Here is a 15,405-nt window from a genome sequence, read left to right as displayed (position 1 = left end):
GGGAACGCTACCCGCGGGGCACGACAGCCCCCATGCAGCAGCGACGCATCGGGACCGTGACCGTGGGCGCCATCGGGCTGGGCGCCATGCCCCTGTCCACCAAGGACTCGCGCCCCCCGGCGGAGGACGCCGTCGCCGTGGTGCACGCCGCGCTGGACGCGGGCGTCACCCTGATCGACACCGCCGACGCCTACGCCCGCGACGAGGCGGAGTTCGGCCACAACGAGACACTGGTGGCCGACGCCGTGCGGTCCTACGGGTCCGGCGCCTCCGACGTGCTGGTCGCCACCAAGGGCGGCCACACCCGGCGCGGCACCGACTGGGAGCTGGACGGATCACCGGCCTACCTGCGGCGGGCGTGCGAGTCCTCGCTGCGGCGGCTGGGCGTGGAGACCATCGGGCTCTACCAGTTCCACCGGCCCGACCCGGCGACGCCGTGGGAGGAGTCGATGGGGGCGCTGCGGCAGCTCGCCGACGACGGGCTGGTGCGCATGGTCGGCATCTCCAACGCCGACATCGCGCAGATCGACGTCGCCCGGTCGATCGTCGGCGACGCGCTGGTCAGCGTGCAGAACCAGTTCTCCCCCGGCTGGCGCCACTCCGCCGACGAGCTGGCGCACTGCGCGGGCCACGGGCTGGCCTTCCTGCCGTGGAGCCCCTTCGGCGGCGTGACCGCGGCCGGGTCGCTCGGCTCCACCGCGCCGGCGTTCGCGGAGGTGGCCGACGAGCTGGGCGTGTCGGTGTACCGCGTGACGCTCGCCTGGCACCTGGCGCAGAGCGACACCGTCGTCCCCATCCCCGGCGCCTCCCGGATCACGTCGGTCAAGGATTCGGTGGCCGCCGCCGAGCTGACCCTCTCCCCCGACCACCTCGCCCGCCTGAACGGCAGCTGACTGCATCTTCCGTTGATCATCGGCGTACGGCTCCCCCCCTTGGCGTGTCACCCAGCCATCTGCCGATGATCAACTACTGCAGCGGTGTCCACAGCCGCCGGCCGGTCCACAGAAGCGATCGACCGCGTCCAGCGACGGCGCGGTCCGCGCAGCGTGGCGACCATGCCACTCCCACCCACCTTCACCGCTGCGTCGGCGCGCGCCGCAGGACTGTCCCGCGGGCAGCTCCGAGGCAGCCGGTACGTGCGGCTGGCGCACGACCTCACGGCCCGACTGGACGACGCCATCGACGAGGTGGACCGACTGCGACTGCTGGCCACGGCCCTTCCTGCCGACGCCGCCTTCAGCCATGGCACCGCGGCATGGGTCTTCGGCGCCCCGGTCGCTCTGCCGCGGCGGCCGCACGTCGCCCTCACCCCTCGCCGGGTGCTCCCGCAGCACGCCGGCCTCGTCGTCCACTCACGGCGCCTCGTCGAGGACGACGTGGCCGCGCACAGGTCGCTACGACTGACGTCCGGCGCGCAGACCTACCTCGACCTCGCGCCGCTACTGACGCCACGGGACCTCGTCGCGGTCGGAGACGCTTTGCTCCGCGACGGGCACCTCGACGTTCCGGCGCCCACCAGGCGGCTGGCTCGGGCCCATCGCGTCCGCGGCGTCGTCCGTGCTCGGGAGTGCGCCGCGCTGCTCTCTCCGCTGTCCATGTCGCGGCCCGAGAGCCTGATGCGCTATTGGCTCGTGACCAGCCGCCTGCCCGACCCCCAGCCCCAGGTGCCGATCCATGATCGCTGGGGTCGGATCGTCGCTCACGGAGATCTCGGCTTTCCCGAGTGGCGGGTGTTGCTCGAGTACGAGGGCCGTCAGCACGCCGATGTCGACCAGTTCGGCCGGGACATCGACCGCTACTCGCTCATGGGCGCCGACGGATGGCTGGTGCTGCGGTTCGCCAACCGTCACCTCGGAGGGCCTACCACCGTGGTGGAACGCACCCGTCGAGCTCTCATCAGCCGAGGCTGGGACCCCGGTCCGGGTTGATCATCGGCATGTGGCTGTCCGACACGCCGTACAGGCCAGCCATACGCCGATGATCAACTCGGGAAGCCGCCGCGTGGGTCAGCGGCCGAGGGTCTCCTTCAGGGCGGCCAGCACCAGCGCGACCTTGTCGGGCGTCGCGTTGGCACCCATCAGCCCGATCCGCCAGACCGTCGCGGCGTAGGCGCCCACTCCGCCGCCGATCTCGAGGTCGTAGCGCTCCAGGAGCTCCTTTCGGACGGCGGCCGGGTCGACGCCGTCGGGGACCTTCACCGTGGTCAGCTCCGGCAGCCGGTGGCCCTCGGCCGCGAAGAGCTCGAGGCCGAGCTCGGCGAGCCCCTCGTGCAGCAGCCGGCCGGCCTCCGCATGGCGAGCGTGGACGGCGTCCAGCCCCTCCTGGAGGATCCGGCCGAGCCCGGCGTGCAGCGACACGACCATCCCGGTCGGCGCCGTGTGGTGGTAGGTGCGCCCACCCGACCCGGCGGCCTCTCCCGCATACCCGCCCAGCATGCCGAGGTCCAGATACCAGCTCTGCGGCTTCTCGATCCGCCGCTCCCACGCGCGGTCGCTGATCGTGAACGGCGCCAGCCCGGGCGCGACGCCGAGGCACTTCTGCGAGCCCGAGTACGCGAGGTCGACGCCCCACTCGTCGAGCTGCACCGGGATGCCGCCGAGCGAGGTCACGCAGTCGGCCAGCAGCAGCGCGTCGCCCTTTCCGGCGGCGAGCGGCGCGAGGTCGGACAGCACGCCGGTCGAGGTCTCCGCGTGGACGGCGGCGATGAGCTTCGGCGCCGGGTGGGCGGCCAGCACGCGCTCGGCGTCGACCGGCTGCCCCCACTCGTGCTCCACGGCCACCACCTCGGCCCCGCACCGCGAGGCGACGTCGACCATCCGCTGCCCGAACAGGCCGTTCACCGCGACGACGACGACGTCGCCCGGTCCCACGGTGTTGACGAACGCCGCCTCCATACCCGCCGACCCGGTGGCCGACAGCGGCAGCGTCCGCCGGCTCGCCGTCCCGAAGACCTGCCGCAGCCGGTCCGACGTCTCGTCGAGAACCTGCAGGAAGACCGGGTCGAGGTGACCCAGCAGCGGCCGGGCCAGCGCGACCTGCGCCTCCGGGTACGGGTTGGAAGGGCCAGGACCGAGGAGGGTGCGGGCACGCAACGGCATGCTCCGGACGCTACCGGCGACCCCGGCAAACCGCCGCAACACAGTTGATCATCGGCAGGTGGCTGGCCGACACGCGGCCGGACACCGCCATGTGCCGATGATCAACAGGCAGAGGTCGCGCTCACTTCGTGGGGTCGGAGGGCCCCGGGGCACCGGGCTCGCCGGGGAGCGCCGGCTCGTCGGGCTTGGCGTCGATGCCGGACTCCTTGCGCTGCGCCTCGGTGATCGGCGTCGGGGCGCCGGTCAGCGGGTCGAAGCCGGCGCCGGTCTTCGGGAAGGCGATGACCTCGCGGATGGAGTCGACCCCGGAGAGCAGGGCGGACAGGCGGTCCCAGCCCAGCGCGGCGCCGGCGTGCGGCGGCGGGCCGTAGGCGAACGCCTCGAGGAAGAACCCGAACCGCTCGCGGGCCTCCTCGCGGGACATGCCGAGGGTCTCGAACACCCGCTCCTGCAGGTCGGCGTCGTGGATGCGCACCGACCCGCTCATGACCTCGTTCCCGTTGATCACCATGTCGTAGGCGTCGGACAGCGCCGCGCCCTTGTCCTCGGCGAACCGCTCCCGCCACTCCGGGGTCGGCGAGGTGAACGGGTGGTGCATGAACGTCCAGTCGCCGTCCTCGGTCTCCTCGAACATCGGGAAGTCGACGACGAACAGGAACGACCAGGTGCCCGGCTCGATGAGTTCCAGGCGCCGCGCGATCTCGTTGCGGGCCGCGCCCAGCAGCTCCTGCGAGGTGCGCCGCGAGCCGGCGGCGAAGAAGACGCAGTCCCCCGGCTTCGCACCGACGGCCTCCACCAGGCCGGACCGCTCGGCGTCGGAGATGTTCTTGGCCACCGGGCCGCCGAGCGTCCCGTCCTCGGCGATCGTCACGTAGGCCAGGCCCCGGGCACCGCGCGACTTCGCCCAGTCCTGCCACGCGTCGAACGCCCGCCGCGGCTGCGAGCCCCCACCCGGCATGACGACGGCGCCGACGTACGGGGCCTGGAACACGCGGAACGGGGTGTCGGAGAAGTAGTCGGTCAGCTCGGTGAGCTCGGTGCCGAAGCGCAGGTCGGGCTTGTCCGAGCCGAAGCGGTCCATCGCCTCGCGGTAGGTCATCCGCGGGATCTCGGGCACCTCGTAGGAGGCCAGCTCGAGCCACAGCGACCGGACGACGTCCTCGGCGATCGCCAGCACGTCGTCGCGCTCGACGAAGCTCATCTCGAAGTCCAGCTGGGTGAACTCCGGCTGCCGGTCGGCGCGGAAGTCCTCGTCCCGGAAACAGCGCGCGATCTGGTAGTACCGCTCCAGCCCGCCGATCATGAGCAGCTGCTTGAACAGCTGCGGGGACTGCGGCAGCGCGTACCACTTCCCCTGCTGGAGGCGGACCGGCACGAGGAAGTCGCGGGCACCCTCGGGGGTGGACCGGGTGAGCGACGGCGTCTCCACCTCGGTGAACCCGTGGCCGGCCATCACCCCGCGGGCGATGCGGCTGATCTCCGAGCGCAGCCGGATCGCCCTGGCCGGACCCTGCCGGCGCAGGTCGAGGTAGCGGTACTTGTAGCGGACGTCGTCCGAGGCCGCCCGGTCGGTCTCGATCGGGAACGGCAGCGGCGCCGACGCCGACAGGACGCGCAGCTCGGAGGTGGCCACCTCGATGTCACCGGTGGGCAGCTCGGGGTTCTCGTTGCCCTCCGGGCGGCGCCGCACCTCGCCGGTGACGAGCAGGCAGTACTCGTTGCGCAGGTGGTGGGCCTCCTCCTCGCGCACGACCACCTGGACGTAGCCGGAGGCGTCGCGCAGGTCGAGGAAGACCACGCCGCCGTGGTCGCGGCGGCGGGCGACCCAGCCGGCGAGGGTGACGGTGGTGCCGGCGTCGGACGCGCGCAGCGTTCCGGCGTCGTGGGTGCGGAGCACGGAGGGTGCCTTTCGGAGGGAGGGGGTGGTTACCAGCGGTCGTGCACGTGGGCGCGGATGCGCTCGTCGTACAGCCGCTCGAGGTCGGAGAGCTGGGTATCCGACAGCGGCGCCATCGTCGCCGCGGCGACGTTGCCGCGGACCTGGGTGACGTTGCGCGCCCCGGGGATGACCGTGGTGACGCCGGGCTGGTCGATGACCCAGCGCAGCGCGAACGCGGCGGTCGGCACGGCGTCGCCGGCGATCGCCGCGACCTCGCGGGCGGCCTCGACGCCGACCTCGAAGGGGACCCCGGCGAACGTCTCGCCGACGTCGAACGCCTCGCCGTTGCGGTTGAAGTTGCGGTGGTCGTCGGAAGGGAAGGTCGTCGACTCGTCGTACTTGCCGGTCAGCAGCCCGCTGGCCAGCGGCACGCGGGCCAGGACGCCGACGCCGGCCTTCTGCGCGGCGGGCAGCAGCTCCTCGAGCGGCTTGCGCCGGAAGACGTTGAGGATGACCTGGAGGGCCTGGACGCCGGGGTGCTGCAGCGCGGTCAGCCCCTCGGCCACGGTCTCCACCGAGACGCCGTAGGCCGCGATCGAGCCGTCGGCCACGAACCCGTCGAGGGTGTCGTAGACCCGCTGGTCGGAGTAGACGGCGGTGGGCGGGCAGTGCAGCTGCACCAGGTCGAGGGTGTCCACCCCGAGGTTGCGGCGCGAGCGGTCGACCCACGCGCGCAGGTTCTCCGGCGTGTACTGGGCGGCCTCGAAGGGGTCCGCGCGCCGGCCGGCCTTGGTGGCGACGAAGGGTCGCTCCGCCCGCGGGGCCAGCGCCTTGCGGATGCGGACCTCCGACCGCCCGTCGCCGTAGACGTCCGCGGTGTCGAGGAGGGTCACCCCGGCGTCGAGCGCGGCGTCGAGAACCTCGCCGGCCACCTCGTCGTCGACGTCGCCCCAGTCACCACCGAGCTGCCAGGTGCCCAGGCCGATGACGCCGACGTCGGCCCCGGTCTTCCCGAGCGGTCGCTGCTCCATCGAAGTACTCACTCCTCCACACTCGCACGCACGGTCTCGAACAGCTCGCCCACGGGAACGGCCCGCTGCTCGCCGGTGCGCAGATCCTTGAGCTGACCGACGCCCTCGGTCAGATCCCGCTCGCCGATGACGACGGCGTGCGTAGCGCCCGACCGGTCGGCCGCCTTCATCGCGCCCTTGAGCCCGCGGTCGCCGTACACCGTGTCGGCCGCGACGCCGGCCTGCCGCAGCTGCCCGACCAGCCGGACGGCGACCCGCTTGGCCTCGGCCCCCAGCGGGACGACGAACGCCTGTACGCCGGCGGCCGCGCCGATGTCGAGGCCCTCGGCCTGGACGGCCAGCAGCGTGCGGTCCACGCCGACGGCGTAGCCGATGCCCGAGACGTCCGGCCCGCCCAGCGCCGCCGACAGCCCGTCGTAACGGCCGCCGCCACCGATGGCCGACTGCGCGCCGAGCCCGTTGTGCACGAACTCGAAGGTGGTCTTCGTGTAGTAGTCCAGCCCGCGCACCAGCTTCGGCGCCTCGGTCCAGGTCACGCCCAGGTCGGTGAGGTGCTGGCGGACGGCGTCGTAGTGCGCCCGCGTCGAGTCCGAGAGGTGGTCGACCATCAGCGGCGCGTCGTCGAGCTGCGCCTGCACCTCGGGGCGCTTGTCGTCCAGCACCCGCAGCGGGTTGATCGCCGCCCGGCGCCGGGTCTCCTCGTCGAGGTCCAGCTTGTCCAGGTAGGCGACGAGCAGCTCGCGGTACTGCGGCCGGCAGGTCGCATCGCCCAGCGAGGTGAGCAGCAGCTCGAAGTCGGTCAGCCCCAGGTCGCGGAAGCCCTGCACGCCCAGTGCCACCACCTCGGCGTCGAGCGCCGGGTCGTCGACGCCGAGCGCCTCCATGTCGACCTGGGTGAAGTGCCGGTAGCGGCCGGCCTGGGGGCGCTCGTAGCGGAACGCGGAACCGACCGTCCAGAGCTTCACCGGCAGGGCGCCGCTGTGCATGCGGTGCTCGATGAACGCCCGCATCAGCCCGGCGGTGAGCTCCGGGCGCAGCGTGAGGGAACGCCCGCCGCGGTCCTCGAAGGTGTACATCTCCTTCGTGACGACGTCGGTGGACTCCCCCACCCCCCGGGAGAAGACGGCGGTCTCCTCGAACACCGGCGTCTCGACGTAGCCGTAGCCGGCCCGCCGCAACGGTGCGGTGAGCCTGTCCCGGACGGCGAGGAATCGCGCCGAGTCCGGCGGCAGCGTGTCGAAGGTCCCCTTCGGGGCGGTCAACCCGGTCACGATGCTCCCCGTTCGGCTCCGGACTCGTTCCGCTCCTCGGTCGCTGGCGCTCCCTGCGATGCTCGCTCGCCCGTCGCTCTCACAGCCCGCGCCCCTTCGGCGCCTGGGCCGCCTCCGCCAGGTACGGGTTGGTCGCCCGCTCGCGCCCGATCGTCGTCGCGGGGCCGTGACCGGGCAGCACCACCGTCTCGTCGTCCAGCGGGAGGACGACGTCCCGCAGCGACCGCAGCATCGCGTCCCACGAGCCGCCGGGCAGGTCGACCCGGCCGACGGAGCCGGCGAACAGGACGTCACCGGCCAGCAGGCCGGGCGCCTCGCCCAGGTCCACCGAGAACATGACCGAGCCCTGCGTGTGCCCGGGCGCGTGCCGGACGGTGAGGTCGACGCCCGCCAGCGAGAGCACCGCGCCGTCGTCGAGCGCCTTGACGTCGCTCGGGTCGGGCAGCGCGACGCCGGTGATCAACGGAGCCAGCTGCGGACCGTGCCAGCGGGCCGGGTCCGACAGCATCCCGAAGTCCTGCGGGTGCAGGTAGGCGGGGATGTCGTAGCCGTCGCAGACGGGCAGCACCGAGAACGTGTGGTCGAGGTGGCCGTGGGTGAGCACCACCGCCACCGGCTTCAGACCGTCCTCGGCGAGCATGCGGGCCAGCGGCTCGACGGCGTCCATGCCGGGGTCGACGACGACGCACTCCTGCCCGTGGCCGGAGGCGACGGCGTAGCAGTTGGTGCCGAAGGCGCCGGCGGGGAACGAGCGGATGAGCACCCGTGCAGGTTACGCGGCGCCACCCGCGGCACCCGGCGCTGCCAGGGAACCCCCAGCCCGGCCACCTAGACTCCCTCCCCGAGCGGCCGCACGCGCCCGCCCGCATCCCCGTCCGGCCGCCACCGCGCCCGCCCGCCCGAGGAGTCCGCCCCCGTGCCCACGAACAAGCAGCGTCGCGAAGCCGCGCAGCGCCACCTGCAGCGTCAGCTGGAGCGTCGTGCCGAGCTGGTCAAGAAGCGGCGGCGCAACCTGGGCATCCTCCTCACCGCGCTCGCCGTCGTCGTCGTGGCGGGAGCCGCACTGCTGGTCACCGGCGTCCTCGGCGACGACGGAACCGACGACCAGGCCGCCGGTACGGCCACGCCGACGGCGGAGACGCCGGCGACCAGCTCGGCGGCACGCACCACCAACGCCGACGGAACCGTCACCTGCGAGTACCTGCCCGACGAGTCGGGGAACCCGAACCTGACCGACGTGGGCACCCCGCCGAACCCCGAGGCCACCCCCACCCAGGGCACCGCCACCCTGCTCATGAGCACCGACCAGGGCGACCTGACCCTGACCCTCGACCGGGCCGAGGCACCGTGCGCGGCGGCCAGCTTCGTATACCTCACCGAGCAGGGCTTCTACGACGGCAGCCCCTGCCACCGGCTGGTCAACTCCGAGACCTTCGGCGTCCTGCAGTGCGGCGACCCGACCGGTACCGGTTCGGGTGGCCCCACGTACAAGTACGCCGAGGAGGTCACCCCGGACACCACCTACCCGCGGGGCACGATCGCCATGGCGAAGACGGCGGCGCCCAACAGCACCGGCGGCCAGTTCTTCCTGACCTTCGTCGACACGCAGCTGCCGCCCGAGTACACCGTCGTCGGGACGGTCGACGAGGCCGGCCTCGCGGTTTTGGACGAGGTCGCCGCGGGTGGTGTGCAGGGGGCCGAGGGCCCCGGTGACGGCGCCCCGAACATCCCGGTCACGATCGAGGACATGGCCGTCGTCGGCTGACCGGCGACGCCCCTTCGCCGCGCAGGCCGCCGTCCCTCCCCTGGCTCACCTGCAGGGGTCCTGGCTCACCACCGGACGTGAGCCAGGACCCCTGAGCCCGAGTGACCTGATCATCAGGGGGTGATGCGGGAGGGCGTGCACCGCACGGGGCCCGCGGTGGTCAGGCGGTACGCATGGCGCGACTCCGCGCCCCGGTCCGCTCCTCGGTCGCTAGCGCTCCCTGCGATGCTCCCGCGGCTGTCGTCACGCGGTGACGCGCTCCACGTCGAAGACGCCATCGACGTTGCGCACCGTCTGGAGCACCGCCCCCAAGTGAGCGGGATCGGCCAGCTCGAAGGTGAACCGGCTGATCGCCACGCGATCGCGGCTGGTCTGCACCGACGCGGACAGGATGTTGACCCGCTCGTCCGCGAGCGCCTTGGTGACGTCGGAGAGCAGCCGGTGCCGGTCGAGGGCCTCCACCTGGATGGCCACCAGGAACACCGAGCCCGGCGACGACGCCCATTCGACCTCGACCAGACGTTCAGGCTTGCTCTGCAGGTCAGCGGCGTTCGTGCAGTCGGTGCGGTGCACGCTGACCCCACCGCCCCGGGTCACGAACCCGAGGATGTCGTCGCCGGGCACCGGGGTGCAGCACTTGGCGAGCTTGGCCCAGACGTCGGTCATGCCGTGGACGATGATCCCGGGGTCGCCGCTCGCCGAGCGCCGCGCGACCGGGCGCCGGGTGGGGATCGCGGTCTCGGCGATGTCCTCGGCGGCACCCTCGCTGCCGCCGAGGGCCGCCATCAGCTTCTCGACCACCGAGGCGGCCGAGAGCTGGTTCTCCCCCACCGCCGCGTACAACGCGGTGACGTCGGCGAAGTGCAGGTCCTTGGCGAGGGTCGACAGCGCCTCCCCACCGAGCAGTCGCTGCAGCGGCAGCCCCGCCTTCCGCATGGCGCGGGTCAGGGCCTCCTTGCCGGCCTCGACCGCGTCCTCGCGGCGCTCCTTGGTGAACCACTGACGGATCTTGGTGCGGGCGCGGGACGAGCCGACGAACGACAGCCAGTCCTTGGAGGGACCGGCATTGGGCGACCGGGAGGTGAAGATCTCGACGACGTCACCGTTGCTCAGCTTGCTGTCCAGCGACACCAGCGAGCCGTTCACCCGCGCCCCGATGCACCGGAACCCGACCTCGGTGTGCACCGCGAAGGCGAAGTCGACCGGGGTCGACTGCCCGGGCAGGCTGACGACGTCGCCCTTCGGCGTGAAGACGAAGACCTCCTGCGGGCCGAGGTCGTAGCGCAGCGTCTCCAGGAACTCCCCGGGCTCCTGGGCCTCCCGCTGCCAGTCCAGCAGCTGGCGCAGCCACAGCATGTCGTCGGGCGAGCCGGCCGTGGGCGGCGCCCCGAACTCCCCGGCGCTCGGCTTGCCGCCGGCCCGTGCCTTCTCCTTGTACTTCCAGTGCGCCGCGATGCCGTACTCGGCGGTGCGGTGCATGTCGTGCGTCCGGATCTGCAGCTCGACCGGCTTGCCCTGCGGCCCGATCACCGTGGTGTGCAGCGACTGGTACATGTTGAACTTCGGCATGGCCACGAAGTCCTTGAAGCGGCCGGGGACCGGCTGCCAGTGGGCGTGCATGATGCCCAGCGCCCCGTAGCAGTCCCGCACCGAGTCGACCAGGATCCGGATGCCCACCAGGTCCCAGATGTCGGTGAAGTCGCGCCCGCGGACGATCATCTTCTGGTAGATCGAGTAGTAGTGCTTCGGCCGGCCGGTGACGACGGCCTCGATCTTGGCCGCCTTGAGCTGGTCGTTGACGGTGGTGGTGACCTCGGCCAGGTAGGTGTCCCGGGACGGCGCCCGCTCGGCGACCAGGCGCACGATCTCGTCGTAGCGCTTCGGGTACAGCGTGGCGAAGGCCAGGTCCTCCAGCTCCCACTTGATCGTGTTCATGCCGAGCCGGTGGGCCAGCGGAGCGAGGATCTCCAGCGTCTCTTGCGCCTTCCGCTCCTGCTTCTCCGGCGGGAGGAAGCGCAGCGTGCGCATGTTGTGCAGCCGGTCGGCGAGCTTGATGACCAGCACCCGCGGGTCGCGGGACATCGCGACGATCATCTTGCGGATCGTCTCCGCCTGGGCGGCATCGCCCAGCTTCACCTTGTCGATCTTGGTGACGCCGTCGACGAGGTGGGCGACCTCCGAGCCGAAGTCGGCGGTGATCGTCTCCAGCGTGACCCCGGTGTCCTCCACGGTGTCGTGCAGCAGAGCCGCGATCAGCGTGGTGGTGTCCATCCCGAGGCCGGCCAGGATGGTGGCGACGGCGAGCGGGTGGGTGATGTACGGGTCGCCGCTCTTGCGCTTCTGCGTGGAGTGCGCGGCCTCCGCCACGTCGTAGGCCCGCTGGAGGAGCGCGAGATCGGCCTTGGGGTGGCTCTGCCGGTGCAGGGCGGCGAGCGGCTCGAGCACCGGGCGGACCAGGCCGCTGCGCTGGCCGGAGGCGATCCGCCGTGCCAGGCGGTCGCGTACCCGACGCCGCGGCACGCCGGACTCCGGGTCGAGCGGCTCGGCGGCGACGTCGTCGGGTCGGCGCACCACGGGACGCTCGGGCAGCGGGCTGCGCACCGGGGCATCCCCCGGTGGACCGTCGCCGGCGCCTGGCGGCCCGGTGACCGTGCCAGGCCGCGCGGGAGCCGCGTCGGCGGCTACATCGGAGGCCACGGTGACTCCCACGGGCTCGAGGAGGGAAGAACCCTCCCCATGCTAGCCGGAGAGCGCCATCCGGTGCCCCCGGTCGCCGGTGCGCCTCCCTCGGTCAGGTGGTCCAGAGCGCGTGCACGGTGTGCGGGGCCAGCCGCTGCCGGCCACCGAGGGCGGCCAGCTCGACCACCACGGCCACGGCCGAGACCACCCCACCCAGCTGTTCCACGAGGGCGACCGCCGCCGTGAGCGTGCCGCCGGTGGCCAGCACGTCGTCGACGACCAGCACGCGCTGACCGGGGCGGATCGAGTCGGTGTGCAGCTCGAGCGTCGCGGTGCCGTACTCCAGCGCGTACTCGGCCGCGATGCGCTCGCGCGGCAGCTTCCCGGCCTTGCGCACCGGCACCACGCCCACGCCGGCATCCAGGGCGACCGCGGCGGCGAGGAGGAAGCCCCGGGCCTCCACGCCGGCGACGACGTCGAACGCCCGCTCTCCCGCTCGCGCGTCGGCCAGTGCCGCCGCACGCGGATCGGACTGCGCGGGTGCGGCGAGGCCGTCGACCACCCGGCGGAAGGCCGGCCCGTCGGCGAAGACCGGGGTGAGGTCCCGGAAGACGATGCCGGGCTCGGGATGGTCGGGGACGTCGACCGTCAAGCCGGCGATGAGCTCGTCGACGGGTTGCCGGGACCGGGTGCCGGTCACCGGCGCCGCTTGCCGGCCGGCCCGGTCCGCCGATCGGTCCGGTTCGGCCGCGCGCCCGGGCGCGGTGCCGCCGTGGCACCGCCTGCCGACTCCGGCCGCACGGTGTCCGGGGACTCGACGACCACGTCGGCGGCCACGCTCTCCGGCAGGTCGGCGAGGGCGACCCCACCGGCAGGACGCCGGCGGCGGGCGCTGGCCACCGGGCCGGCCGGCGCCGGGCCGCCCTCGGCGCGCGCGGCCGACGACCGGCGGGCCTGCACCCGGCGGCGCAGCGCCTCCTGGGCGGGCTCGCGCTCCTTGAGGTCGGCGACGATCGGCGTCGCGAGGAAGATCGACGAGTACGTGCCGGCGGCCAGGCCGACGAAGAGCACCAGCGCGAGGTCCTTGAGCGTGCCGACCCCGAGGATGCCGGCCCCGACGAACAGCAGCCCGGCGACCGGCAGCAGCGCGATCACCGAGGTGTTGATCGACCGCATCAGCGTCTGGTTCACCGCGAGGTTGGCCGCCTCACCCCACGTCATGCGGGCGCTGTTCTCCAGGTCGCGGACGTTCTCGTCGACCTTGTCGAACACCACCACGGTGTCGTAGAGGGAGAACCCGAGGATGGTCAGGAAGCCGATCACCGTCGACGGCGTGACCTCGAAGCCGATCAGCGAGTAGACGCCGGCCGTGACGACGATGTCGTGCGCCAGCGCCGCCATGGCGCCGACCGCCATCTTCGGCTGGAAACGCACTGCCAGGAACAGCACGACGGCCACGAGGAAGACCGCGAGCGCCACGAGCGCCTGCTGGGTGATGTCCCCACCCCACTCGGCGCTCACCGACTCGGGGCTCACGTCGTCCGGCGCGATCCCCGCCGCCTCGGCGAGCGCGTTCACCACGGCCCGCTCGGCTTCGTTGTCGAGCTGTTCGGTGCGCAGCAGCAGCGTGTTGCCGCCGACCACCTGCGCGGTGGCGACCTCGGCGCCGGCGTCCTCCGCCGCAGTGCGGGCCTCCTCCAGCTGCGCCTCGGTGCCGGGCAGTCGGAAGCTGTTCCCGCCCTCGAAGTCGATCCCGAAGTTGAACCCGCGGAACACCATGGAGGCGATGCAGAGCAGCACCACGACCGCGGTGACCTTGTAGATCAGGCGGCTGCGGCCCACGACGTCGAGGCCGGCCTCACCGTTGTAGAGGCGGTGCGCCAGACTGGCGCGGCGGCCACCGGCCCCAGCGGGGGCCGCGGGCGCACCGTCGTCATCCGGGCCGTCCAGCAGACCGGCGTCGGCCAGCGCCTCCTCGCCGGTACCGGCGTGCTCCGGCGCCAGTTCCTCGGAGTCGGTCGGGCGGGTCATGAGGTGCTCCTGTCCTGGCGGCCGTTGCCGCTGGTGGCGCCGACGAGTTCCCGGCCGCGGCCCGGCGTCCCCTCGGGGCGACGGGTGTGCTCGACGCGGCCCAGCCCGGAGAACCGGTTCTTGCCGAAGCCCTTGACCCGGGACAGCACGGCCATGAGCGGGTGGGTGAAGAGGAAGACGACGATCAGGTCGAGCACGGTGGACATGCCGAGGGTGAAGGCGAAGCCCTTCACGTCGCCGATCGCCAGCACGTACAGGATCGCCGCCGCCAGGAAGCTCACCGCGTCGGCGGACAGGATCGTGCGCCGCGCGCGGACCCAGGCCCGCGGGACGGCTGACCGCAGCGAGCGGCCTTCCCGGATCTCGTCCTTGAGGCGTTCGAAGTAGACGACGAAGGAGTCGGCGGTGATGCCGATGGAGACGATGAACCCGGCGATGCCGGCGAGGCTGAGCGTGAACCCGATCTCCCGGCCCAGCAGGATCAGGCAGGCGTAGACGACCACCGCCGACAGCGCGAGGCTCGCGATCATCACCAGGCCCAGCAGCCGGTAGTAGACCAGCGCGTACACGAAGACCAGGGCGATGCCGAGGGCACCGGCGACCAGGCCGGCCTGCAGCTGCTCCTCGCCGAGTTCGGTGGAGATCGACTGGGCGGTCGCCTGGGTGAAGGTCAGCGGCAGGGCGCCGTACTTGAGCTGGTTGGCCAGCTCGGTGGCCGACTCCTGGTCGAACTGCCCGGTGATCGTCGTCGGGTTCGTCGTGATCGCGCTGTTGATGGTCGGTGCGGAGATCACCCGGCCGTCGAGCGTGAAGGCGACGTTCGAGCCGACGTTGGCCGTGGTGTACGCGGCCCAGGTGGCCAGGCCCTCGGACTGGAAGTCCAGCAGCACGATCCACTCGCCGGTCCCGGGTTCGGTGCCGGCGGTGGCGTCGTCGATCTCGGTGCCCTCGATGATCGTGGGACCGAGCAGGTACTTCGCGGTGCCGTCCTGGGTGCAGGCGGCGACGTAGGACTCCGGGCGATCGACGTCGCCGGTGACGTTGTCCGCCTCGCAGGTCAGGGTGGCGAAGGCCGCGGCGGCCTCCTCCTGGGTGACCACGGGGGCGTCATCATCGGGCAGTGCCGGGTCCTCGACGGCGCCGTCGGTGTCCGCAGGGGCGTCGCCGGCAGCGGCCCCGTCGTCTTCGGCGGCGTCCGCGGTGGCGTCTCCGTCGGCCGTCTCGGCGCCCTCGGTCGGCTCCTCGCCGTCGACGGGCTCCTCGGCCGGCACTGCCGGTACGGGACCCTGGAGAACCGGACGGAACCGCAGCTGGGCGGTGGCACCCAGTTCCCGGGCCTGCTCGCCGTCGTCCCCGGGAACGGAGATGACGATGTTCGAGTCACCTTCGGTGACCACCTCGGCCTCGGCGACGCCGAGGCCGTTGACCCGCTGCTCGATGATCCGGCGGGCCAGCTCGAGATCCTCCGCGGCCGGCGCCTCGCCGTCGGGTGTACGCGCGGTGAGGGTCACCGTCGTGCCACCCCGCAGGTCGAGTCCGAGCTGCGGGGTGCGGGTGTCTCCGGTGAAGAAGACCAGACCGTAGAGCAGGGCGAGGATCAGCGCGAAGGCGCCGAAGTAGCGCCCTGCGGGCAGCGGGCCGTTGGCCACCG

At 72.7% G+C, this 15,405-nt stretch carries 12 protein-coding genes; 3 read left to right on the top strand and 9 right to left on the bottom strand.

Translation table 11 applies throughout. From position 1 onward, the window contains the following. Positions 1-32 precede the first annotated feature (32 nt). Both QOZ86_RS18255 and QOZ86_RS18250 read left to right on the top strand, forming a co-directional pair. Positions 33-893, top strand: a complete 861-nt coding sequence (locus QOZ86_RS18255) for an aldo/keto reductase (protein WP_284493399.1) — start codon at positions 33-35, stop codon at positions 891-893. A gap of 162 nt (positions 894-1,055) precedes the next feature. Next, the gene (locus tag QOZ86_RS18250; protein WP_284493398.1) at positions 1,056-1,928 is read left to right on the top strand and encodes a hypothetical protein; all 873 of its coding nucleotides are present in this window, start codon (positions 1,056-1,058) and stop codon (positions 1,926-1,928) included. 78 nt (positions 1,929-2,006) lie between these two features. Here the strand turns inward: QOZ86_RS18250 and QOZ86_RS18245 are convergent, their stop codons facing one another. The 5 genes from QOZ86_RS18245 to QOZ86_RS18225 form a co-directional block, all read right to left on the bottom strand. Continuing rightward, positions 2,007-3,098, bottom strand: coding sequence for a pyridoxal-phosphate-dependent aminotransferase family protein (locus QOZ86_RS18245; protein WP_284493397.1), 1,092 nt, complete (start codon positions 3,096-3,098; stop codon positions 2,007-2,009). Between the two features lie 121 nt (positions 3,099-3,219). After that, complete coding sequence (gene aspS / locus QOZ86_RS18240; protein ID WP_284493396.1) at positions 3,220-4,995, bottom strand: aspartate--tRNA ligase; 1,776 nt, start codon at positions 4,993-4,995, stop codon at positions 3,220-3,222. Positions 4,996-5,024: 29 nt separating this feature from the next. Continuing rightward, positions 5,025-6,008 (bottom strand): aldo/keto reductase, encoded by a 984-nt coding sequence (locus tag QOZ86_RS18235; RefSeq protein WP_284493395.1) that lies wholly within the window; start codon positions 6,006-6,008, stop codon positions 5,025-5,027. A gap of 8 nt (positions 6,009-6,016) precedes the next feature. Beyond that, entirely contained in the window at positions 6,017-7,279 is a 1,263-nt protein-coding gene (gene hisS / locus QOZ86_RS18230; protein ID WP_284493394.1) for a histidine--tRNA ligase, read from the bottom strand. 79 nt (positions 7,280-7,358) lie between these two features. Further along, positions 7,359-8,042, bottom strand: coding sequence for an MBL fold metallo-hydrolase (locus QOZ86_RS18225; protein ID WP_284493393.1), 684 nt, complete (start codon positions 8,040-8,042; stop codon positions 7,359-7,361). A gap of 153 nt (positions 8,043-8,195) precedes the next feature. Between QOZ86_RS18225 and QOZ86_RS18220 the strand changes: the two genes are divergently transcribed. Beyond that, a complete protein-coding gene (locus QOZ86_RS18220) occupies positions 8,196-9,044 on the top strand; it encodes a peptidylprolyl isomerase (RefSeq protein WP_284493392.1) in 849 nt (282 codons plus the stop codon). A gap of 243 nt (positions 9,045-9,287) precedes the next feature. Here the strand turns inward: QOZ86_RS18220 and QOZ86_RS18215 are convergent, their stop codons facing one another. The 4 genes from QOZ86_RS18215 to secD all read right to left on the bottom strand — a co-directional run bounded on the left by QOZ86_RS18215 (position 9,288) and on the right by secD (position 15,403). Beyond that, the gene (locus QOZ86_RS18215) at positions 9,288-11,645 is read right to left on the bottom strand and encodes a RelA/SpoT family protein (RefSeq protein ID WP_284493391.1); all 2,358 of its coding nucleotides are present in this window, start codon (positions 11,643-11,645) and stop codon (positions 9,288-9,290) included. Between the two features lie 190 nt (positions 11,646-11,835). Next, on the bottom strand, positions 11,836-12,423 hold the full coding sequence (locus QOZ86_RS18210; RefSeq protein WP_284493390.1) for an adenine phosphoribosyltransferase: 588 nt from the start codon (positions 12,421-12,423) through the stop codon (positions 11,836-11,838). Next, positions 12,420-13,754 (bottom strand): protein translocase subunit SecF, encoded by a 1,335-nt coding sequence (gene secF, locus QOZ86_RS18205; RefSeq protein ID WP_284493389.1) that lies wholly within the window; start codon positions 13,752-13,754, stop codon positions 12,420-12,422. The genes QOZ86_RS18210 and secF overlap by 4 nt, the downstream gene beginning before the upstream one ends. Then, positions 13,751-15,403 (bottom strand): protein translocase subunit SecD, encoded by a 1,653-nt coding sequence (secD, locus tag QOZ86_RS18200; protein ID WP_284493388.1) that lies wholly within the window; start codon positions 15,401-15,403, stop codon positions 13,751-13,753. Before secD ends, secF begins: the two co-directional genes overlap by 4 nt. Positions 15,404-15,405: the final 2 nt, after the last annotated feature.

Source organism: Blastococcus capsensis (genome assembly GCF_030165005.1).
Lineage (GTDB): Bacteria > Actinomycetota > Actinomycetes > Mycobacteriales > Geodermatophilaceae > Blastococcus > Blastococcus capsensis.
The sequence above is the reverse complement of the archived record's forward strand: the minus strand, read 5'-3'. Positions and strand labels throughout refer to the sequence as shown.